Raw genomic sequence first — 22,402 nt, 5'->3', positions numbered from 1 at the left:
TATGGTGATTCGTGGGCATTGATATATACGGAGATGTTGAAGTGCTTCTCGCCAAAGTAAGTTGGTTTGGAGGTGCCTCTGTATGCGGTGGGCAGTTGTATGCATGCCAAGATACGGGGTCACTGGGATCGCGTCATTACTGCGTGTGGTATTGAGAAGCTTGTCTAGTGCGCGCGGCCAAGCGATGTGTTGTCCCTGCTGGGACGATGGAGGCTTTGTATTGTCAGGCGGCAGTGTTTGTTAGATAGGCAGCAACATATACAGCGATACAGCGTTGTGTTGTTTTGACGCTGCTCTTGCTGTGTCTGCTTGATGCACGTGATGTGCATATTGTGATGCCTGTTGGGAAAAAGATGTTGTAAGTACCGTTGCTTAGAAGCGAGACGGTATGTAAGTTCCTTAAGTCCTTGGGAGGCGCCCATCTGTGTAACCATTCTCCTCATGTACCGCATGGGATCGGTGATCTCGAATGAGCGATAGACACATGGCTGTGTTGAGGTTTCAGAGAAAACGGTGCGAATGTCTCCATCGGGTGTTGTTTCGGTGTCAATACATCTTAATGGTGGAGATAGTGCAGTGTGTCATATAAAGCAGATGGGTGATCGGCCTGATGAGAGTGATGACATGCTGATAGCGCCGGATGTGATGATGTGGTGTCCCGATTCCTTTATGTTTTCTGGTTGGGTAACGAACCTATGATGTGCCAGCCATCTTCCAGGTCGTGTTATGTGTCGAATGACAGTGTGTGGTTCTTGCTGTGTGGCTGTTTGCGGGTCGTTGTTTTCGTATCGGCTTGGGGGCAATGCCAAGGTGAGTTATTAGCGTGACGTTTACACCATCATCTCCTATCTGCCCTGCCGTATCTTTTTCGATATCGATGTCGATTTTCTTGCCTATTACCAACGTCGTGTCGGTGATATCCGTGTGCTGGCTGAGATTCAGTTGGTATTGTGTCTGCATTCGTCGGCACCGGTCATCCGGAGATAATGGGATGCATATCACGGCATGTCTCGATTGCGATAGAGCTGCATTGATATGCAGACCGGAAGACGCAGTGACTATAGGTGTTGGCTGTTGTACTGGAAGTGGCGTTTGCCGCTGTTTTATCGTGTGCGAGCCGAATGTTCTACAGAGCAACGTGTATTTCGGTTGCCGGTCGTTGTCGATTGACTTCCTAAGCAGTGTGTCCACTCTGTTTGTAGCGCATGAGTGCTTTTTCTCTCTTTCTCCCCAGCTTACTTTCACTCAATGACTTCCAATAAGACTGTCAATAACAATGTTGCCATGGTGGTGGCTACTACGATTTTTTTTATGTGGGGATTTTTGACATGCCTCAACGATATTTTGATCCCACACCTGAAGGCGGTGTTCGAGCTTAATTTTGCGCAAGCAATGTTAGTGCAGTTCACTTTCTTTGGTGCTTATTTTTTGATGTCATTACCGGCTGAGTACCTAGTGGCGCGGCTGGGTTACAAGAATGGCATCGTTGCTGGTTTGCTGATCGCTGCGATCGGTACGTTCGGTTTTTGGCCGGCAGCAGAAATGCGTGTGTATGGGGCATTCCTCAGTGCGTTGTTTGTACTGGCCACTGGTATCACTGTGTTGCAAGTCGCTGCTAATCCGTTCGTTTCTTTGCTGGGTTCGCAGCGTACGGCGTCTGCCAGGTTGACATTAGCTCAGGCGTTTAATTCGTTAGGGACTGCAATCGCTCCGCTGTTCGGTGGCTGGCTGATTCTGTCTAGTAAGGTGAAGAGTGCAGATCAATTGAATACGTTGTCTCCGGTTGAGCAATTGGCCTATCGGGCTCAGGAAGCGCAATCAGTGCAAGGGCCTTACCTCGCGCTGACTTTGGTGCTGGCACTGTTGGCTGTGATGGTATTTCTGTTCCGGTTGCCCACCTTAAAGGAATCTATCGAACAAAACGATCAGGGGCATCACTACACTTTTGCTGAGGCATTGCGTTATCCACACGTGATGTTTGGTGTATTGGCGATCTTTTGTTATGTCGGTGCAGAGGTGGCCATTGGTAGCTTGATGGTCAGTTACTTCTCGATGCCGCACATTGGTGGTTTTAGCGAACAGCAGGCTACGCACTACGTCAGTGTTTACTGGACATTGGCGATGGTTGGCCGCTTCGCTGGTTCTGCCTTGCTGGCGTTGTTCCAGCCACGTAGGTTGTTGGCGTTGTTTGCGTTGATCAATGCAGGGATTCTTGGTGCCAGCGTAGCGATGAGCGGCATGACGGTGGTATATACGCTGGTCGCTATCGGTTTATTCAACTCGATCATGTTTCCAACCATTTTTACTTTGGGCATTGAGCGTCTTGGGTCGCTGACGGGACGTGCCTCGAGTTTGATGATTATGGCTATCGTTGGTGGTGCGGTGGTGCCGTACTTGCAGGGCATGTTGGCCGATCATGTTGGTTTGCAGGTGTCGTTCTTGCTGCCGCTGTTTTGCTATCTCTACATCGTGTTCTACGGGATATGGGGTTCGCGTATCCGTGGTGTGCTGGCTGAGAGTCGGTCGTGAGTGTCGTCGGGTCTACTCCTATGTCCAAAAAGAACACCATTCTTTGTTTCGGTGAAGCATTGATCGATATGTTGGCGCAGTCCCCGGAAATTGCGGATGTGCCGTGTGCTTTTCTGCAATTCGCCGGTGGTGCACCGGCTAACGTTGCGGTTGCGGTTGCTAAGTTAGGAGGAGCGGTACAGTTTCTTGGCATGCTTGGCACCGACATGTTTGGTGACTTTTTATTTGATAGCTTGGCGAAGGCAGGTGTGGCGACTGATGGCATTGTCCGTACTGGCGCGGCGAAGACTGCGTTGGCCTTCGTGGCGCTGGATACGCATGGCGAACGTAGCTTCAGTTTTTATAGGCCGCCAGCGGCTGACTTATTATTCCGCGCTGAGCATTTTCAAGATGCGAGTTTTTCTGCTGCACTGATATTCCATGTGTGTTCCAACAGCATGACTGATACAGACATTGCCGAGGTTACTTTCGAAGGGATGCGGCGTGCACAGGTCGCCGGAGCAATCGTCAGCTTTGACCTTAACTTGCGTCCGATGCTATGGCCGGATGGGGAGAATCCGGCATCGCGGCTGTGGGAAGGTTTGTCTTTAGCTGATGTGGTCAAGCTCTCGCGTGAAGAACTAGATTACTTAGCAAGTACGCTCGTTGCTGATGCCAATGCGGTCATTCAGCGATTGTGGCAGGGCAGGGCACAGTTACTGTTGGTGACTGATGCAGGTGGTCCGGTGCATTGGTACACGCGTACCCGAGTCGGTCAGGTACCGACATTCCGTGTCCAGGTACAGGACAGTAATGCGGCTGGCGATGCTTTCGTTGGAGGCCTGTTGTACAAGTTTGCACAGCAGCTTGATGGTGCTGCCGCGCTGGCTGATTTCTGCGACGCTCCCGAGTTGATTACGAGCACGCTGCGTTTTGCTGCTGCAGTGGGTGCACTTGCTGTGACACGTCACGGGGCTTTCACCGCGATGCCGATGCTTTCTGAGGTTCTTTCCTTGATTCAAGAGCAACCATGACTCCATTACCTGCAACTCCTGTTCCAGATTTCCGTTCAGCGAATTTCCTACGCACCCACATCAGCGACACGATGGCGTTTTATCACCCCCGTTGTATCGATCCGGCCGGGGGCTTTTTCCACTATTTTCGCGACGATGGCAGTGTCTATAACGCTGGTCATCGTCACTTGGTCAGTAGTACACGTTTCGTTTTTAATTACGCGATGGCTTATCTGGAATTTGGCACCGCTGAGTATCTGGATGTGGTCCATCATGGCTTGATTTACTTGCGCGATGTGCATCGCAATGCAGTGACTGGTGGTTATGTTTGGACGCTTTGCGACGGTCGGGTTGAAGACGACACGAACCATTGCTACGGTCTGGCGTTCGTGATGCTGGCGTATTCTTGCGGACTGAAGGTGGGTATCGAGCAGGCGCGGGGATGGATGGATGAAACGTGGCGCCTGTTGGAACAGCATTTTTGGGATGCAGAGTATGGCCTGTACAAGGATGAGGCTGATGCGCAGTGGCATTTCACCGGTTATCGTGGACAGAATGCCAACATGCATATGTGCGAGGCGATGCTGGCGGCTTATGAGGCCAGTGGTGAGCAGCGTTATCTGGAGCGTGCGCTAGGGCTTGCTGATCGTATGACGCGCCGTCAGGCGGCTAAAGCGGATGGCTTGGTGTGGGAGCATTACAATATGCGCTGGGAAGTGGATTGGGATTATAACCGTGACAATCCCAAGCATTTATTCCGTCCATGGGGATTCCAGCCAGGACACCAGACCGAATGGGCTAAGTTGCTGGTGATCTTGGATCGCTATACCCAGGTTGAGTGGTTGGTTTCGATGGCGCGGCACTTATTTGATGTTGCGGTGGCGCGTTCGTGGGATGCTGTACGTGGGGGCTTGTGTTATGGGTTTGCTCCGGACGGTACGATCTGCGATGACGATAAGTATTTCTGGGTGCAGGCTGAGTCGTTAGCTGCTGCTGCGTTGTTGGCCACGCGTACCGGTGAAGCGCGTTACTGGCAGTGGTACGACAGATTGTGGGCGTATGCTTGGCAGCACATGATTGATCATCGCTATGGTGCTTGGTATCGCATCCTTGATGCCGACAATCGCAAGTACAGCGACGAGAAGAGCCCGGCTGGCAAGACCGATTATCACACGATGGGGGCTTGTCATGAGGTGCTCAACGTCGTCTTGGCGAAGTGAGGTTAACACTGTCATTTTAAGAGCAGAGCAACATTTGTCAGGTGTAGTTGTTGGCTTGTTTGCGCTCCTTTTTTGGATGTCTCTTCTATGCAGGAATATCTGTGCAAGGACGGGGGGCTTGGTTCCACTTGTTGGATCGGTGTGTCAATGACTTTCAATGAAAATCTCCGTAGGTTCTTGAGGCGCTGTTGTCCAGTGTTCCTCGTGCCATTCTGGTGACTATGACGTTGTCAGGAACACAGTTCTGGTCACAATGGTGGTTGGTAAGCAGTCATATGGACGCGATTTTACTGATGGGCGACAGAAACCATTTCCGCATTCGCAGGCATACCTTGAGCGATTCTGCATCTATGTTGGGAGAGTGGTGAAAATGCTTGTTGGTGTCATTGATCAGCATTGGATTCGTAACGCCGGTACCCGTGAGTCGGAAGCCATGTTGTTTTTGAGCACTAGGTGTGTGGCGGTGTCAGGTAGCTAAAGTGGGTTCTCAAGCTGTTGGAAATGAGTCAATGTATTGAGTATCCGAATTGCACGAAAAACAGAACGATAGATTGTTTACGTTCCGCAATATTCTCAACGTATCCAATTATTTTGGTGCCGTGTTGTGCGTGGTAGTTTGGACACTGTTTATAGCATTCGATCAGCAGCGTTTCTGGTATCGATGGATATGATGACAACCACAGCAGGGATGATGCTTGGATATTTTTCAAGGGCGGTGGGCGATCAGAGAGATCACCTCGAAGTGCGGTGGACGTTTTTCACGGGTGACAGTCTCCAGGCTGGAGACTGTTAACCCGGCTTTCTTAACGAACTTCCGCAGTGCCTTGGCATTGAAACCCAGATTGACATGACCATAGGCATTGACCACTGAATGATGTTCGTGGCTGGCCAGTGAGCAAAGCAGCATCCGTCCGCCACTCCGTAGTACGCGGGCACCTTCAGCTACTGCCTGTGCTGGCTGAGTCGTGTAGGTGAGGGCATGCATTAGTACGACCAGGTCGAAGCTGGCGTCAGAAAATGGCAGGGCGTGCATGTCACCTTCGCGTACCTCGACGTTATCGAGCTTACGCAGCCGCTCACTTGTGGTGGCAACCACTCGCGCGCTGGTATCGATGCAGACGTAACGGCGTGAGTGCGGTGCCATTAATTTGGCCAATACGCCGTCACCGGAAGCAATGTCCAGTACATCGCCGGTTTCTAGCAGCGGCAGTGCAGTACGTGCCAGCGCTTCCCAGGTGCGGCCTGGAGAATAGTGGCGCTCCATGTCGCCAGCGACAGAATCGGCCCAGTTTTGTTCTGCGGCGCGCATTGCCAACACGTTCGCGACTCCTTCAGCGTCTTGGCGTAACAGTGGATCATTGCTGCCTGTGCTTAAGGCATACCAAAGTGCGCGTTGGGCTGCATCCAACGTAGACTCTTCAAAGCGGTAGTAAGCGGATACACCCGCGCGGCGGTCACGGACCAAACCGGCCTCTTTAAGTTTGGCCAAGTGAGTAGAGACACGTGGTTGTGCCAGTCGCGTGATTGCTGACAATTCGGCGACAGTCAATTCTTCTTGTTCCAGGAGCGTCAGCAGGCGGACGCGGGTGGCGTCGGCGAAGACCTTGATGCGTGACGACCAGTCTTCCAAGTCCATAAATGTGTCTATATCGCGATACATAGATATTTTCGTTTCACGGTCCGTCTGGGTCAATCGTATCGCTCTATTGAATCGTTGCTCATTTCTCATTGCTCATTGCCGTTTGACCGTTGGTCCATTGCTGCAGTGTGACTGGATGTCAATGTTGTCTCAGAGCAAGAGATGATCCATGATGCGTTGTCACGGATGACTCAGGAGATGATCACGCTAGATACCGAAGTATTGTTGACCTTATCAGTCGGATTTTTATGTAAGTCGCTTTTTTCATGGCTATCTGTTCATCCGCTCACTGGATGGTGTGATGAACTTCGTTCGAGCGCACGTCTTATCGGATATGCCAAGTGTCTTCACGCTTTCATTTGTTATTTCTGTATTCAATTGCTCGGTCAGTTCCAAGCTAAAGTCTGATGTGATTCGTACATTGATTACGATGAAATCCACGTTGTGTTTACATTTTCATTCATAGGTTTAAAACCACAAGAAAGTGAAGCGAATATAAGATCGCTGTTAACGCGGTTGCCGTCATTCATGAAGATTTTAAGAAAATGCTTGATGTGGTTTCATAAATGTTCGATCACATGGTGCGTGTGATATATCCCCCGACGGTGGAGCCTTGACTCTTGTTGGCAATGAGGGTTTTTCAGGTGGTGGGTCGCGAGATTCTGTGCATACCAAATGTCCTGAGGACGGTACTGCGGTGAGCAAATCACAATGACTTATCCGAAATGTCGATGACCAGAAGCACGTTAATGCTCAGTCGGTTTTGATATCCCAGTTGTATGCTGGCCTGCTTCCACAATTGTTCAGTTGATCGTGACGTGTTGAATGTCCGTTTGGTTTGCCGTGGCAAGTCGGAGGTGCGTCTCGACGACGTTTTGCCATTATTGGGAAACGTGACGTGTACATGGTGTGCTAAGGACGATATTTTCTATGAAAATCGACCTACTTAAGATGTATACGTACATTGCATTGTCTGGAGAAGTCAGTGGTGGTTAACTGCTTTATTATGCATCTCCCCTTCGACCTGCTTTCACACTTCATTACTTATTATTGTGTAGACCATAATTGTTTGCCTAATAAGACATGCGTCAACATCTTTGGTGGAATATCAATCGAAAATGAAAATCTTGTTTTACTAAAAAATGCTTTGTCGAGTTTCTGTCATTCCAATATCATTCAAGTCAAGATACTTGCAATTAATTGTATGGAGATCCAATTTTCCAGGATTGAGGGATGTAAGAGCCTTTAAAAAAGTGGAAATATTCCAAGCTGGTATCACCAAGAGGATATCTTGCTATCTTTATATTGCTGTTCGGAAGATTGTATCGGCTGTTTTATAAGCACAGATGCTAACGCTATAAATCACATCTTTTTTTATCAATCAATTAGCCAATATTGTAGGGGATCAATGTCTGGATGATGTGTTCAACATACGCTTCGAATTCTTCGCGTGCTTCTTTGGGTTGTTGTAGTGGCAGCGACAGTTGTAGGAATCCGACATAGGCTGTGTAGGCTAAGCGTGCGCGGTGTTGTGCATGGGTATAGCTCATGCCGACTTGGCGGAACGAGGTAACCAGATAGTCCAGACAACGCCGTGAGACGCGATCGACCACTGGACGTACTGATGGGTGGTCCAATGTTTTGAGGAGTTTATTATAGATGGCATGAGGCTTGATCTGATGGGCGACCAGTTGGAACAATGCGCGTAGTCGTGCAGTGGGATCTGTTACGTCTTTAAGGCTGTTGAACACCTGTTCTTGTTCGATTGTTTCCCAGCGTTCCAGTGCTGCTTGCAGTAGGGCGTCACGTGATGGGAAATGCCAGTAAAAACTACCCTTGGTCACTCCGAGGTGGCGTGCAAGTGGCTCGACTGCGACGGCGTCGATGCCCTGTTCGGCTATCAGATCTAGTGCAGCTTGGATCCAGTTGTCAGCGGTGAGTCGGTTGCTGCGGGTCCCTGTGGTACGGTTTGGGACAGGGGATTGAGAGGTATCGTGGGTCATCGTGAGATTTAACCATACGCTTGTATCAGCTGCTGATTCGAATGATTGAATGATCATGTTTATAAGTATTGGAAGCGGTCAACTGTATTCGACACCATCACACATTTGACAGTATTTCCGTTGTCCTGGGCCTCTCTCCAGTGTTGATCAACTTGCGGGGCGGAATAGTGGGATATCTTTTAAAGTGATTGCCAGAACGGCCAGTATCATTCCAAGTTTTTGGTTGAGTATCGTGTCATTCAAACCGAGGACATCGTTGGAGTGATCCGATGAGCATCGTCGTAGGGTTCCTTCTCATTGTGCTGGCGGTTGGGCGTTTAGCAATTCGTTTGATTACTTCATCGGGATCAGTATCACTCTGTTGGTAACGTGTTGACTGACATTCATGAGTTCATCCAATAGCGAACATTATTTGTGCATTGCGTTTGATCTTGGCAATCGTGCTTTGACTGCTGATTCACCAATGTGATGGAACGTTTTCATAAGGTGATGCAACGGTTGTCACAGTACCGGACGCATTAGTATTGGAGACCCGCTCATTTGGCTTCTAGGGAAATTGTTTGCCGATGATCTTCAATGGTAGAAATGCTGAGGTAGTTGCTTAACCATTGTGATACAGGTATTCCTCGACAGATTGGGCGAGGAGTTGTCCCGGGTGGTTGGTCAGTTGGAAGATCATCTACATCGATATTGATTTGTCAGCAGCGTTGTGGGATTTCATTTAGTAAGTAAAAGTTCTTTTTGCATGATAATTGTGTGTCTTGGATCATGTTTTGAAATGACCTGCAACAGCTTTCCGCGATTCAACATACTGTCATGAAGCATCTGTAGATATCAATCGAAACAGCTTTTAATGTAATGAATTTTCAGCGTTGTTGTTGTCCATATATCAGACATAATTGATGATGATCGTGTAGATCAGGCTCCCAAACAGAATGAGCAGGTACAGCCTGGAATCCAAGGGGAATTGCCAGGTGGAATGGTCACTTGTGCGGTCTCTCAGCAGCAAGGCGATCACTTGAGATGGAGCCTCCCTGCAGCGTGGAGTCGCGCGAGATCGGAGACATGATGATTAAAGTGTGAGATTTGTTTTTTTCTCGGAATTTTATGTGGACATCGTTGATCCAACTGCATGAATATTTGTATTGCGGTTTGTCCTGAGGTTTCGTGCAGCTACGAGCAATCGGTACGGTTTAGCGTTCGATGATGGCAATTACGCCTATACCACCGGCAGTACAGATCGAGATGTATGTGTGATCGTTGCCGCGCTCTTACAGTGCTTTTGCCGCAGTGGCAACGATTGCGCACCAGTGCCAGTGAAGGGGTGCCTGGTGGTCCGAGAGGAGCCAAGCAGATTGATTTTTTTCAGGATTGATCTGTCCCAATGGTGGATCAAGCCCTAAACGGTTACAGCAGTCATCGCTGCTCTCCTAAGTGCGGTGTGCTATGGCTGTGGGCGCTGGTACGCGCATCGCTGCGCAATCACTGGAGCGACGCCATCGGTGAGTGGACTTAAATTGACGGCAGTCAAGGTGCTGCGACCAAAAGTTTTATCGAAGACGCATTTTAGCGTGATAAGTTTCTCAATCGAGGTATTAAGGAGCAGGGTGTTATCGTGGCCAACACCACGGGGAAGAAACCGCGCGCGTAAGCAATGGCCAGCTTATGGTGTGATGTGACCGTCCATGTGTCCTGTGTTTCGCGTGCGGTGTGCCATTGTTTGTCCATGTTTCCGCAGTGATCCCACATGCTTTTGACCGGTTGTGATTCGACTATGTTCGGGAACTCGGGCTTGAGTGCGAAGAATTTGAAGCTCTGTGTGAGTACCATCGCTTTTTCGCCTGTGTGTTTAAGTCGATGGGTTGCCAGAAGACGTGTACCCATTTTCTTGCTATAGCTGATAGGCACAACGGAGGTAGTGTTCGAGTGACCGTCGATCCTCGATTCGACTGCCTCAGGGTGATCTTAGTTGGCAATAGTAATGATTGAATCCAGGCTGGTACTGCATGCTCGTTGCAGAGTGATGCGAGGGGACAGTGACGACAAGCCAGAGGACAGTGTGGCTTCCTATGCTAAGTGCCAGTCCGAGGAGTGTGTGATTGCTGCTCCCATTGTTACTTCACCCAACGTTTGACCATTGACCATCCAGCTAGAAGCGTTCAACTGTCCGTGTAAGCCGTGTTTTGACGGCAGATATGGAGTGCGTACACCACCGAGGATGGCAACGGCGCGTGCTGCTGTGGGTATCGGGGGACTCTGGGGACGTACAGGCATCAGGCATAATCCCCGCGGTGTAGCTTCCACTCATGGGTAGACCAACCGTGCATGATAAGCAGAACTGAACCCGTAGCTTCCGCAATGGGGGTATTGGTGCTGGAACTGGCCGGGGATACTGTGCCCGCTCACGCGGCGTTGCGACCCGATCAGGCTGGGGTGCTGGCTGAGCATGTCGGCTGCGACCTTGCGCAGTGGGTGCCGCAGGTAAGTGCTCTAGAACTGAGTTTCGCTGCGGCGCATTTTGACCCGGCTGAGGTATTGCGTCCGGGGTGGCCGCTGCATCGGTATCTTGAAGAGTTACAGACGCAAGTACCCCGATGTCATCAAGGACCGCGTGTGTTGGCCTTCGGCGCTAACGTAAACGGAGAAGTACCGTTGCCGTTCAGAGCCGACTCTACTTTGAATGGCGGGCGGCTGCGTGTGCTGCCGTTTTTGCTCAGCGGTGTGCCCGAGCAGGTTGATGCAGTGGCTGAAGTTTTGGAAGAGGTGCTGCTGACCCAGGGAATGGTCCAGGCTAATACCGCTTTGTTGGCGCAGGCTGTGTTTAGTGCACAGATCGAACATGCACGTTATATGACGGTCCATGATTTGGTTGCGATGATGTCAATACAGTATGACAACCAGGGCCTTGGGATACTGTGGCCGCTTTTAGAGGCGGCATTACTGGCCCCGCGAACTGAGGAGTGGTTAGACGCACCGCCACAGCCCTTGTTGCGTTATATCAGCGGTGAGGTGCGAATGGCATTGTTCGATCTGGTCAGCTGGTGTGCGTATTACCAGCAAGATTGCAGTGAATGTGAGCGGTTATCCGTGCTTTACCAGCAGTTCCTGGCGCGACAGCGGCAGTTCTGTGCAGTGCTAGATGCACACGGTGTCATTGTGTCGTATGTCCGCGTCGGACCTGGGCAAGACGCGCGCTTGGCACTGGTAGCTTGAGTACAGCCGCTCTTTAAATAACGAAGCGAATGGCCTTCTGCATCAATGATTCTGAAGAGCTGAGAGCTAAATCTGGGGGTAGGTTTGTTGTGGTTCCCTCAGATTGCAAGTTTTGCTGAATCTATCGATATGGTTGCTGACAGTGAAATGATGTCCCTGTGATTCAGGGCCAGCTCCTAATCGTTTTGAAGGCGTGTTGGCAGCATGTTTTTAGCTGATCCTGCAACAGTGGTGCTATACATGCGAAGGTCAGACATCGACAATCAAGGGCGGATTTATGATGTGGTGATGGTAACAGGGATTAGGTGCAGAGCCGCCCAATAGCTGCTGGCCGCATGGCAAATCTTGGTGTCGTCAGCCTCTCAATCAGCTACGTGGCAATGGTGATGGCCGAGGCCATCTGGCCTGGCCAGCTTCGACCGAATCGGTGGATCACCCACACCTTTGCTGGTGACCTTAATGGCCCGTATTTCCATGATACGGGCGTCAAATCCCAGACCTACCTTGTGCCACTGACGACAGTAGTCAGCATCATGCTTCTTCATTTTCCATTCCTGCTCACCGGGCATCTTGACACTCGTGCTATCCAGCATATGTTCCAAAACACCGCTCTTGCCACGATATAGGAGATGGTAACTTGCAAGCACTTCTGGTGCTGAGAAATCGTGACGAAATCACGCTCCGACCAGCCCAGATCTGACACTCTTGGCATACTGTCTACCAGCAAAACGCTCTGATGTAGATGTAACTAAAGGAGGGGGAACTAACGCGGTGGTGGCTTGTTTTCCAAAGCGTTGTGGGGATTCGATTCGTCCGTTTTCTTGGCTAGCATGTTTTCGCTGCTGAAGTCGCTATCGGCTTCGATGTCCAGGCGGTGTTGTCCCCGCAATCCGAGTGCGCGGTCTAGGATGGTGAGTAGTAGTCCGGAAGGTAGTCCGGTTTCACCATTCCATAAAATGGCTACCCCAAAATCGCGTTCTGGTACTAATGCGACTAAACCACGATAGCCTTGTACCGCACCAGCGTGGAACACGATTTGGTGTTTATCGTAGTTGAACACGCGCCAGCCCAATGCGTAGCTTGCTGACAATAAACGTTCTCGGCGCCAGCCTGGGCGGACTTCACTTGGTGTGCTGATAAGTGGTGTGTGTAGTGTGACTAGCAATGGTGCGGGTAGCACCTCCGGTCGATGCCCTGTTTGTGCCAGTAGCCATTGAGCCATATCGCTAGCACTGGCGTTAACGCCTGCTGCCGGTGCCAAGTGGTAGTAAGTCTGTTTGACCATGACGGGGTTCCATCCCCTTTTGCCGTGTGTGTGTGGTCGTGCCCAACTTTGACTGGACTGAATTCCAGCCAATCCAAGGCTGGCGTCATTCATGCCCAGTGGCTTAAAGATACGGCGTTCCACCGCTTGCTCATAAAAATTGCCTGAGGCAGCAAACACCACGTCGCCGATAAGGCTGAAGGCCACGTTTTGGTAGGAATAGCAATCACCTGGGGCGCAGATCAGCGGTGCATAAGCCAGCTTGCGATTCAGTGAATAATAGTCGGCATTTGATTCGATTTCGCCGTCATAGGCATTGCGACTTAGGCCGACGCGATGGCTGAGCACATCGGCGACAGTCAACTTGCGGGTGGCGGTTGGGTTGCTGAGGTGGAAGCCGGGGACGTAATCCACAACCTTGCTATCCCAGCTTAGGATGCCGTCGTTGACAAGCAAACCGGCCATGGCGCTGGCAAAGGCTTTGGAAAGTGAAGCAAGACGGAAAACGGTGTGTGCATTCACAGGCTGTGGGTTGCTGACATCGTTGATTCCATAGCCGCGCATACTAAGGATATGTCCACCTTGGACAATTGCCATTGCCAACCCTGGGACTTTTTGCCCATAGGTAAGTTGCTCGGCTATCGATTCGATTGCTTTGATATCGAAACGGTGCGTTGGCAGTGCCACTTTCTCTTGTGCATCGTCTACAGTAGCGATTGGCGGCAAGGACTGCGGCTCGACGACTGGAGTCTGATCTGTGGAACTGAGGGTGAAGGGCATTAAGCTGCCCAGTAATCCAGTTGCAACGAGACGCAAACCCCGGTACCAGCCCTGTTGCTTCATTATGGCCATCCCGAGTAATCAATAACTTGTGACTGGCTGGATTCTACAGCCGCTTTTTCCTGTTCCACAAATCAGACTTAGATAAATTTCATATCCCGTTGATCTTGGAGTCAATTTTTTGTTCTATCGGCATTGCACGGTTGTTTATTGAGATCGCTAAAGGGATTTTTTACGAAATGTGGTGAACACTGAACAACTGGAACTGACATCAATTGCTAGCCCTATAAGGCTACTGAGATAACCGAATGGTCAGATACCATCGACGATTGTTTATGAATGGTCCGCTGCACCACTACAGTTATGTCTCGTTATTGCAAAACAGCTTGATATGCCGTCTCTGCTACAACCGTCGTTATGAATGATGAACATCGATCTTGCTGCTGCTCATTGGTTGAGCCAGACATTTTTAATGAAAATAAAATCGTTGTTTCCGTTATCGGCTTAAGGAGTCTCTGTATTGGTTTCCGTATGCTGTGTTGAGCAAGACCATTGAGTGCCAATACAACACAGCGTATGGGGTCATTCAGCTTTAACGCTTGATAGATGAATATGGCTAAAGAAATCGACGATCTTGTCATGTTATGTAGTTTAAGCAATGTCGCTTCGTGTATCTGTGTCTGGGATGCCGATCCATGGGGACAGGGCACCGATGCAGGGATAAAGATCGCACGTTTCTACGTGGAGGTTGGCCAGACAAGGCAGAGTGTCGTCAGGTAGATGTACAGAGTGCTTGAAGGTCTGGCATGCGTTACGCTGAACAGATAACTGGTTTCATGTTTGACTTGTACGAACGTGCTACTCGATATGCCGGGATATGCGCTGCACATCTGCAAGTACGCCATAATGCTGATCCACTCTGATGATAGAGTGGACCGATTGAGCGACTGTAGGATTCGCCTTCCAAACCACACATTTGGTAAAAGAGCGGCAAATACAATTCCATGCTAGCTTTTTGAGTCTTCCTGCTTTTGATTGTTTGGTGACAGTATCGAAGAAGTATGATTGTGATTAAATGATTCTATGTATTGACCACACTTGGCTATGACCTTGGGTCATAGACGTATCATACGAAGAGAAGTCACACGGATGTCGAAGAAATATTGGATGATTCTAGTGCTTGCTGTGGGTAGTGTTTTTGTCTATTGCCCAAGGAGTGTAGCTACTTCGTTGTTTGAAGCGTCATCATCTGCAGATATCCAACCTCTGGTCCGCTACTACGGAAGTTTGCGTTTTGAGCCATGCACACTGAGTGCACGCGGTGCTGGACACATCCAGGTGTTGTGCGCGCAACTACCGGTGCTGGAGAATCCGTCTTTACCTGAAGGACGTAGGATTACGCTGAAGATTGCTTGGCTGGAGCGTGACAACGGTAGTCATCCTGCGCCAGACCCGGTGTTTTTCATTGCTGGAGGTCCGGGTCAAGCAGCGACTGGAGTGGTTGCTGCGATGGCGCCAAGTCTGAACGAGGTACGTAAAAAGCGCGACATCTTCTTCGTTGATCAGCGTGGCACCGGTGGTTCGCATCCACTCGCATGTGTAGATGCGCAGGGTAGGGTGCTTGAGTCGGAAGCAGAGAACGCCACAATACCAGTGCAATACGCCGCGTTTGCACAGCGTTGTGCTGTTTCGTTACAGGGTCGTGCTGATCCTCGCTATTACACCACTACCGAAGCGGTCACCGATTTGGACATGGTACGTACCGCACTCAGTGTGGATAAAATCAACCTGATCGGCACCTCTTACGGCACCCGTGTGGTGCAGCAATATGCGCGCCGTTATCGTGCCCACACCCGTACCTTGACTATGGACGGAGTGGTTCCGAATGAGTTGGTGATCGGTGGTGAATTCTCCACCACATTCGAGAATGCAATCGCGTTGCAGGATACACAGTGCCGTAAGAATCCATCCTGCAGCAAGCGTTTTCCGATCGACAATCGGCAGCAGCTGCGTACCTTGATGAAGCGTCTGCGTCAGGGGAGCGAGGTGGAATATCGTGATCCTGGCACTGGTGAGATGCGCCGTGGTCGTATCACTGCCGACACCGTGGTTAGCTTGGCCTTTGGTCTCTCATATGTACCAGAGTTGGCTGCATTGTTGCCATTGATCCTGAACGAGGCCGCTTCAGGGCATTACACACCGCTAATGTCGCTGTTTCAGCTTGTTAAGCGTGACATGGATGATCAGGTGAACCGTGCGTTGCAGTGGTCTGTGATTTGTGCTGAGGATGCGGACCGCTACGTAACCACTGCCAATGTTGGAGGCACCCTGCTTGGATCAAAGGTTGCACAGATGTTTTTTGCCCCCTGCAAGGTTTGGCCCACTGGTATCCGTCCGGCTGACTTCATGATGCCGTTCGTTTCCGACCTCCCGACGTTGCTACTATCAGGTGAGCGTGATCCTGTGACGCCACCAAATTACGCCGAAAAGTTGCTTAAAGGCTTGCGTTACGGTCGTCACATCGTTGCACCTGGCCAGGGCCATGGCACCATCCGCTTGGGATGTGTCTCCAAGTTGATTGGCCAGTTTATCGATCGTGCTGATGCTGCTTCGCTTGATGCAGGCTGTGTGCAGCATCTCGGTAACGTGCCAGTATTCACCTCGTTCAACGGGTGGGAACCATGATTACCGCTGAACATCTTTATAAGTCTTTCAAGACCAAGGGAGGGCTGGTCAAGGCGGTAAAGGACGTCAGTTTCCACGCCCCAGATGGTCGAATCATGGGGTTGCTCGGTCCCAACGGCGCGGGAAAGACGACGACGTTGCGCATGCTCTATACGTTATTGGTCCCAGATCAGGGCTGCATCAGCGTGGACGGCGTGGATGCGGCGAGCGATCCGATGACGGTTCGTCGTGGACTTGGTGTATTGCCAGATGCATGTGGTGTTTATAAGCGCTTGACTGCGCGCGAGAACATTGCCTATTTCGGTGAACTGCATGGCTTGTCGCGTATATACATCGCCGAGCGTGTCTCCATACTGTCGAAGGCGTTGGATATGGACGACATTCTCGACCGTCAGGCTGCAGGCTTCAGCCATGGTCAACGCACTAAGATCGCAATCGCACGCGCATTGGTGCATGACCCACGTAACGTCATTTTAGATGAGCCGACGAATGGCTTGGATGTGATGACCACACGTAAGTTACGAGATTTTCTCCGCCAGCTACGTGCCGAAGGCCGTTGTATTATCTTCTCAAGCCATGTCATGCAAGAAGTGGCAGCGTTGTGTGATCACATCATTGTTATTGCTAAGGGCAAGGTAGTGGCGGCCGGTAGTGGCGATGAACTGCGCGCACAAACTGGAAAGGACAATCTGGAGGATGCATTCGTTGATGCGGTCGGTTCGGACGAGGGACTGCATGCATGAGCCCGTTTCCTACCTTATGGACAGTGATGCGCAAGGAGTTGCGGGACGTCTTGCGTGATCGACGTACCCTTGCTCTGTCGCTGCTGCTTACACCGCTGCTGTATCCTTTGCTTATCCTCGGTATGGGGATGCTTAGCGAATCGCGGATCAAGACTCAAATTGATCAGTTACTGGATGTGCCTACGATCGGGCGCGAGTACGCACCTACCTTGGTAAAGTTTCTTGCAGCTCAGGGGCTGAATGCAGTTGCCCCTTCGGGTGATGTGGTCACGGCGATTCACACACAGCGGATTGACATTGCGTTGCGTATTGATCCGAGCTATGCCGATGCTTGGCGCGAAGGACGTCCGGCCCTGGTGGAGATTTTGTACGATACTACGCGTCGTGATGCCGAAATCCCCGCGACACGGTTGAGGTCGGCTTTGAATGCTTACAGTCAGCAGGTTGGCATACTGCGGTTGCTGGCAAGGGGTATCGATCCTCAAGTGGCGCGCCCGATCGAAATAAGCATGCGAGATTTGGCAACGCCCGATGCCAAACGTGCTCTGTTGATGTCGGTCATACTTCCGGTGTTGTTGATCATTACATCGTTTATTGGCGGTGCTTCGTTGGTTTTAGATGCCACTGCCGGTGAACGTGAGCGGCAGTCTCTGGAGCCTCTGTTAACGACACCTGTGTCACGTTGCGTCATTGTCAGTGGCAAGATTGCTGCAGCGTGCACAGTTAGTTTGCTCTCGTTACTACTGACGTTGCTGGCATTTAAATTAAGCGCCCAGCTGTCAAGTGCCGATATTAGTCAGCAGCTCAATGTCGGGTTAATACCGATGTTACAGATGCTATTTATCCTTCTGCCGATGCTGTTCATCGGGACTGCGCTGTTAACCCTCTTGGCTGCTGCCGCTAAAAGCGTGAAAGAAGCCCAAGCCCATATGGCATGGTTACTATTGCTACCGATGCTGCCCAGCTACGCCATGATGGCTTATCCACTGAAAAGTCAGCTATGGCAATTCGCGGTTCCATTCTTGGCACAAAACCAGTTATTGCAGAAAGTGATCAGGAATGAAGTGGTTGGGATCGAGGTATGGGTGATTTACCTAACCATGGGTTTTGGCTTGGCCCTACTGCTATGGTGGGCAGCAGTACGCCGTTACTATCAGGAGCAACTAGCAATTTCCGATTAAGCGTGCCGTGGGAGGAAAGAGCCATATCTGTTACGTGTTGCATGCAAACGCTGCTACGAACCTTTACATGGTCTGGAAAGTATTCCAAGCCAAATCTTTCAGTTGCCTGGGGTAAAGGATAGTGTACGGCGCGTCGTGACCATGGCCTTAACTGGCTCGAATTTCCAGCTTTTGACCGTATGCAGCGCCTCTCGATCGAATACGCGAGGTGGTGTGGACTGCACTACCCTTGCATTAGTGACCGAGCCGTCAGTGCCTACTTTGATTTCCACCACCACTTCCCCCGAGATACCGGCGCGTAGTGCCTCTGTCGGATAGCTTGGTGCTGGTGTACTGATCGCGTGTAGGGTTGCTACTACAGGTGCCCTCACCGGTATTGGTGTTAGTGCAGGTCCCTGTGCTGTTGCAGGTGCTGTTGCAGGTGCAGTTATAGATGTTGGAGGTGTTTGTGCTGTTGTGGATACTGGTGCCGTTGTGGGTCCTTGTGTTGTCGTCGAAGGCGGTATCAGTATCGGTACCGCCACTGGCGCACCAATTTGAGTGGTGTGTTGCTCAACCTCACGTTTGGTTGGGGCTGGGCGTTCGAATTCGGTTATTTCCTGATGCACTCTTTCACGTTGTTCAGCTACGCTTTCGCGTGTTTGCTGACTAGTTTGCTTCTTGTAATTATTTTCCCCGATTTCCTGCGATTCTGATTTCTTTGTATGCATCTTGCCCATGACCGCCTGCTTCAGACGTGGGAACGCTGGTGCGTTGGGATCCACCTTTTCGATCAGATCAACCAAGCGTCTGGCTTCAGTGAAGTCTTTTCGGTTAATGCTCTGTTCTGCGGCGATCAGTGTGTACGGCAATAAATCGGTCAATGCGCTGTTGACGATGGGGTCTTGTGGTTGCTTTTCACGGAGTGCCAAGTAGTACTCTACCGCGTTGTTGCCGGCTGGTGCGTACATGCGATTATCGCGTAGTGCTTGAGTCGCGGCCTCGTGTAACTGATCCATCGCCATGTTTTGTGATTGTGATGTTGTCCCTTGAACAGTGGGTGTGGTTTGTGGATCTGTGGTGGGAGCCGATTCATCGTCTTGCTTGGAACATGCCACTAGTATCGCTAGTAACAGCAGTATTGGTGCGCTCAATGGTACGGTGCGGCTCATCTTCGGTTGCAACATATTTCCCTCATTGAGCGAGTATTAATGCGGTGAGACGTCGTGCTGGGCGTTCTCATGCGGGGGCGGCGAAAAACCGAAATTTAGCATTTCTCATCATGAGGAGGATGCAGTTTTTTCCTCGACATGACGCGTGCTGATACCTGAGAGACAGGTTATATAAAGCTCGGTTAGGAGTTTACCTTTCAAATTCGACAGCAATAGTCTGGCATTCCTACTTTGCTGAAAGTCCTTTCCCCTCGCAGTGATTGATTGTTGCCGGCGTCTGTCGAACTGGACGTTTGATTTATGCGTACTGCTTGCAAAGCGTTCCTTAGAGTAGATAGGGTGAGTCTAAAGATCTGTGGTTAATCGCATTGGGTCGCTGAGATGCTATGGTATTTACAGAGGGATTCATGGCAGTCAAACGGTGATTGGAATGCTTGAGAGTGTCATGATTTGTCACGTATAAGCCGACAACCGTAATTGATTCGGCTAAAGATATGGAAACGAGGTCATTTGTCTAGACCGATTTTGTGATTTTATTGACAATTGCACTTCGGAGACGGATAACAAGTAACAAGCTGTGTCGTGCATTTCATTCAGTGATGCATGTCAGTATTTTAAAATGTGTGATGTTGCTATAGGGCTGCTGCATACTACTTTAATGAATAAAATCGTTCCCTAAAGGCGGATGATGATGCGTGTGTTTAACTTCAGTCCCGGCCCAGCAGCATTACCAGAACCTGTTTTGCGTCAAGCACAGGCTGAGATGCTTGAGTGGAACGAGGCGGGAGCTTCGGTGATGGAGATAAGCCACCGAAGTGCTGAATTTATGGCGCTGGCTGCCGGTATTGAGAGCGACCTACGTTGCTTGCTTGGGATACCAACTGACTATGCAGTACTGTTCCTGTCGGGTGGTGCGACAACTCAGCAAGCTCTCTTGCCGCTCAATTTTGCCGCATCAGGGCAGACTGCCGATTACGTGGTCACCGGTCACTGGAGTAAGACCGCACTTAAACAAGCCAGACCCTATGTGAATATCAACGTGGTGGCCGATGGTGAGCCTGGTGGCTTCCACGATATTCCAAGCCCCGCTGGTTGGCGTTTATCCAAAGATGCGGCCTATGTGCACATTACTGCTAACGAGACGATCCACGGCGTTGAGTTCCGTAAGATTCCGGAGGTTGGCGATGTACCGTTATTTGCCGATTTTAGCTCTTCGATTGCTGCGGATCTGATCGATGTGTCCAAGTATGGTTTAATTTATGCCGGTGCGCAGAAGAACCTTGGTCCTGTTGGCATTTGCGTAGTGATCGTACGCCGCGCTTTGCTTGAACGTATCGGTCAGCCGCGTGCGGATATTTTCACTTACGCCTTGCACGCTGCACGTGATTCGATGCTCAATACTCCGCCAACCTGGAACTGGTATCTGCTTGGCCTCACCGTCAAATGGATGCTTGATGAGGGCGGAGTGCAGGAGTTCGCGCGTCGTAATCATGCCAAGGCACAACTGGTTTATCAGGCGATTGATCAGTCTGGCGGTTTCTATCGTAATGGTGTCGCTCCGGCAGTGCGTTCGCGGATGAATATTCCGTTCTTTTTGCCGAGCGCTGAGCAAGATGCCCGTTTTGTAGCTGAGGCCAAGGCCGCTGGTTTATTAGCATTGAAGGGGCATAAAGCGGTTGGTGGCATCCGAGCTTCCCTCTATAACGCCATGCCACTGACTGGTGTACAAGCATTGGTTGCATTCATGCATGATTTCCAACAGCGCTACGGTTGATTTGGGTCCCCGTACCACGCCGTTTGAGCGGCAATGACCATGAGGCATTTCTGCTCGTGACTACCAAGCTAGCTTCCAAAAAGACTAAGTCGGTTAACACGACCGCTGACATGGTTGCAGTGCCTGACATGGCATTGACCGATGTCCGTACCAAAATCGATAAGATTGATTGTGACATTCAGACATTGATTACCGCGCGCGCGCGTTATGCCCAGCAGCTTGGTAAGGCCAAGAGCAAACTTGTCGCTGCAATGGATTACTACCGCCCCGAGCGTGAAGCGCAGGTGCTGCGTATGGTGGTGGAACGCAATGAAGGCCCGCTGTCAGATGAGGTTCTGGTACGGGTGTTCCGTGAAATTATGTCTGCTTGCCTAGCTCAGCAGGAACCATTGAAGATTGGTTACCTTGGCCCGGAAGGCACTTTTAGCCAACAAGCAGTGCTCAAACACTTTGGCCATTCTGTGCTTGGTGAGCCCATGGCTAGCATTGAGGAGGTGTTTCAGGAGGTCGAAGCCGGTAATACCGATTTCGGAGTAGTGCCGGTGGAGAATTCAGGCCATGGAACAATCCAGGTCACGTTGGATGTGTTCTTGACTTCTAAATTGAAGATCTGTGGCGAGATCGAGCTGCGTGTGCACCAATACCTAATGTCCCGTACGGGTCGTCTTGAAGACATCCAGCGGATCTATGCGCATCCGCAGTCCTTCGCGCAGACGGCCGGTTGGCTGCGTGCTAACTTGCCTAATGCCGAGAAAATCCCTGTTTCCAGCAACGCAGAAGGTGCGCGTCGTGCCTACAATGCTAACGATGCAGCCTCGATCGGTAGCGAGAACGCCACACGTGTGTATGCTCTGAACAAGGTGCTCATGCAATCGATTGAGGATGAGCGGGACAATACCACGCGCTTTCTTGTCATTGGTCGTCGGATATTTCCACCTTCAGGATGCGACCGTACTTCGATTCTAGTGTTTATTCACGACAATCCTGGTGCATTGTTCGAAGTGCTTGGCTCGTTCGCACGTCACGGTATTAACATGAGCCGTATCGAATCGCGCCCGTCGCATCAGGCCAGATGGGAGTATGTCTTTTTTATTGATCTGGTCGGCCACGTCGAAGATGAATCGATGAAACAGGCGCTGGCCGAACTGGAGGAATCCGCGGTGAAGGTCAAGATCCTTGGGGCTTATCCCATCGCGCTTCCATGATTAGTGCCTATTTCTGTTCGATG

14 protein-coding genes and 1 pseudogene are annotated in these 22,402 nt (G+C 50.6%); 10 read left to right on the top strand and 5 right to left on the bottom strand.

The annotated features are described in order from the left end of the window. Positions 1-1,248 precede the first annotated feature (1,248 nt). The 3 genes from fucP to PLS229_RS07660 are packed head-to-tail and all read left to right on the top strand — an operon-like array spanning position 1,249 to position 4,741. Positions 1,249-2,529 carry an L-fucose:H+ symporter permease gene (gene fucP, locus PLS229_RS07670; RefSeq protein WP_038272549.1) on the top strand — a complete coding sequence of 427 codons (1,281 nt, stop codon included), beginning with the start codon at positions 1,249-1,251 and terminating at the stop codon, positions 2,527-2,529. 20 nt (positions 2,530-2,549) lie between these two features. Beyond that, positions 2,550-3,542, top strand: a complete 993-nt coding sequence (locus tag PLS229_RS07665) for a carbohydrate kinase family protein (protein ID WP_038272551.1) — start codon at positions 2,550-2,552, stop codon at positions 3,540-3,542. Next, entirely contained in the window at positions 3,539-4,741 is a 1,203-nt protein-coding gene (locus PLS229_RS07660; RefSeq protein ID WP_038272553.1) for an AGE family epimerase/isomerase, read from the top strand. Before PLS229_RS07665 ends, PLS229_RS07660 begins: the two co-directional genes overlap by 4 nt. 706 nt (positions 4,742-5,447) lie before the next feature. Here the strand turns inward: PLS229_RS07660 and PLS229_RS07655 are convergent. The 3 genes and pseudogenes from PLS229_RS07655 to PLS229_RS07645 all read right to left on the bottom strand — a co-directional run bounded on the left by PLS229_RS07655 (position 5,448) and on the right by PLS229_RS07645 (position 10,657). After that, the gene (locus tag PLS229_RS07655) at positions 5,448-6,377 is read right to left on the bottom strand and encodes an ArsR/SmtB family transcription factor (protein WP_038272563.1); all 930 of its coding nucleotides are present in this window, start codon (positions 6,375-6,377) and stop codon (positions 5,448-5,450) included. Positions 6,378-7,765: 1,388 nt separating this feature from the next. Continuing rightward, positions 7,766-8,383 (bottom strand): TetR/AcrR family transcriptional regulator, encoded by a 618-nt coding sequence (locus tag PLS229_RS07650; protein WP_038272558.1) that lies wholly within the window; start codon positions 8,381-8,383, stop codon positions 7,766-7,768. 1,193 nt (positions 8,384-9,576) lie between these two features. Further along, positions 9,577-10,657: pseudogene (locus tag PLS229_RS07645) on the bottom strand (thiolase family protein). A gap of 54 nt (positions 10,658-10,711) precedes the next feature. On the opposite strand from PLS229_RS07645, the gene PLS229_RS07640 reads away from it, so the two are divergent. Together PLS229_RS07640 and PLS229_RS07635 are read left to right on the top strand one after the other, a co-directional pair. Next, positions 10,712-11,596, top strand: coding sequence for a hypothetical protein (locus PLS229_RS07640; RefSeq protein WP_171898086.1), 885 nt, complete (start codon positions 10,712-10,714; stop codon positions 11,594-11,596). 335 nt (positions 11,597-11,931) lie between these two features. Beyond that, positions 11,932-12,222 carry a hypothetical protein gene (locus PLS229_RS07635; protein ID WP_114867158.1) on the top strand — a complete coding sequence of 97 codons (291 nt, stop codon included), beginning with the start codon at positions 11,932-11,934 and terminating at the stop codon, positions 12,220-12,222. Between the two features lie 137 nt (positions 12,223-12,359). On the opposite strand, the gene PLS229_RS07630 is transcribed toward PLS229_RS07635, so the two are convergent. Continuing rightward, complete coding sequence (locus PLS229_RS07630; RefSeq protein ID WP_038271131.1) at positions 12,360-13,703, bottom strand: serine hydrolase domain-containing protein; 1,344 nt, start codon at positions 13,701-13,703, stop codon at positions 12,360-12,362. 1,086 nt (positions 13,704-14,789) lie between these two features. On the opposite strand from PLS229_RS07630, the gene PLS229_RS07625 reads away from it, so the two are divergent. Genes PLS229_RS07625 through PLS229_RS07615 form a run of 3 tightly spaced genes read left to right on the top strand, consistent with a single transcriptional unit; the run spans position 14,790 to position 18,249 of the window. Further along, positions 14,790-16,325: an alpha/beta hydrolase gene (locus PLS229_RS07625; RefSeq protein ID WP_038271132.1), complete on the top strand. Its 1,536-nt coding sequence runs from the start codon at positions 14,790-14,792 to the stop codon at positions 16,323-16,325. After that, positions 16,322-17,068 carry an ABC transporter ATP-binding protein gene (locus PLS229_RS07620; protein WP_038271133.1) on the top strand — a complete coding sequence of 249 codons (747 nt, stop codon included), beginning with the start codon at positions 16,322-16,324 and terminating at the stop codon, positions 17,066-17,068. The genes PLS229_RS07625 and PLS229_RS07620 overlap by 4 nt, the downstream gene beginning before the upstream one ends. Beyond that, positions 17,065-18,249: an ABC transporter permease gene (locus tag PLS229_RS07615; protein WP_038271134.1), complete on the top strand. Its 1,185-nt coding sequence runs from the start codon at positions 17,065-17,067 to the stop codon at positions 18,247-18,249. The genes PLS229_RS07620 and PLS229_RS07615 overlap by 4 nt, the downstream gene beginning before the upstream one ends. A gap of 98 nt (positions 18,250-18,347) precedes the next feature. Here the strand turns inward: PLS229_RS07615 and PLS229_RS07610 are convergent, their stop codons facing one another. After that, on the bottom strand, positions 18,348-19,415 hold the full coding sequence (locus PLS229_RS07610) for an energy transducer TonB (protein WP_051482304.1): 1,068 nt from the start codon (positions 19,413-19,415) through the stop codon (positions 18,348-18,350). 673 nt (positions 19,416-20,088) lie between these two features. Here PLS229_RS07610 and serC point away from each other — a divergent pair. Further along, positions 20,089-21,174 carry a phosphoserine transaminase gene (serC, locus tag PLS229_RS07605; RefSeq protein ID WP_038271211.1) on the top strand — a complete coding sequence of 362 codons (1,086 nt, stop codon included), beginning with the start codon at positions 20,089-20,091 and terminating at the stop codon, positions 21,172-21,174. Between the two features lie 110 nt (positions 21,175-21,284). After that, positions 21,285-22,379: a prephenate dehydratase gene (gene pheA, locus PLS229_RS07600; protein WP_038271212.1), complete on the top strand. Its 1,095-nt coding sequence runs from the start codon at positions 21,285-21,287 to the stop codon at positions 22,377-22,379. Positions 22,380-22,402 lie beyond the last annotated feature (23 nt).

This window comes from Xylella taiwanensis, assembly GCF_013177435.1.
GTDB lineage: Bacteria > Pseudomonadota > Gammaproteobacteria > Xanthomonadales > Xanthomonadaceae > Xylella > Xylella taiwanensis.
Note: the sequence above shows the minus strand (reverse complement) of the source record. Positions and strands in the feature narration are given on the sequence as shown.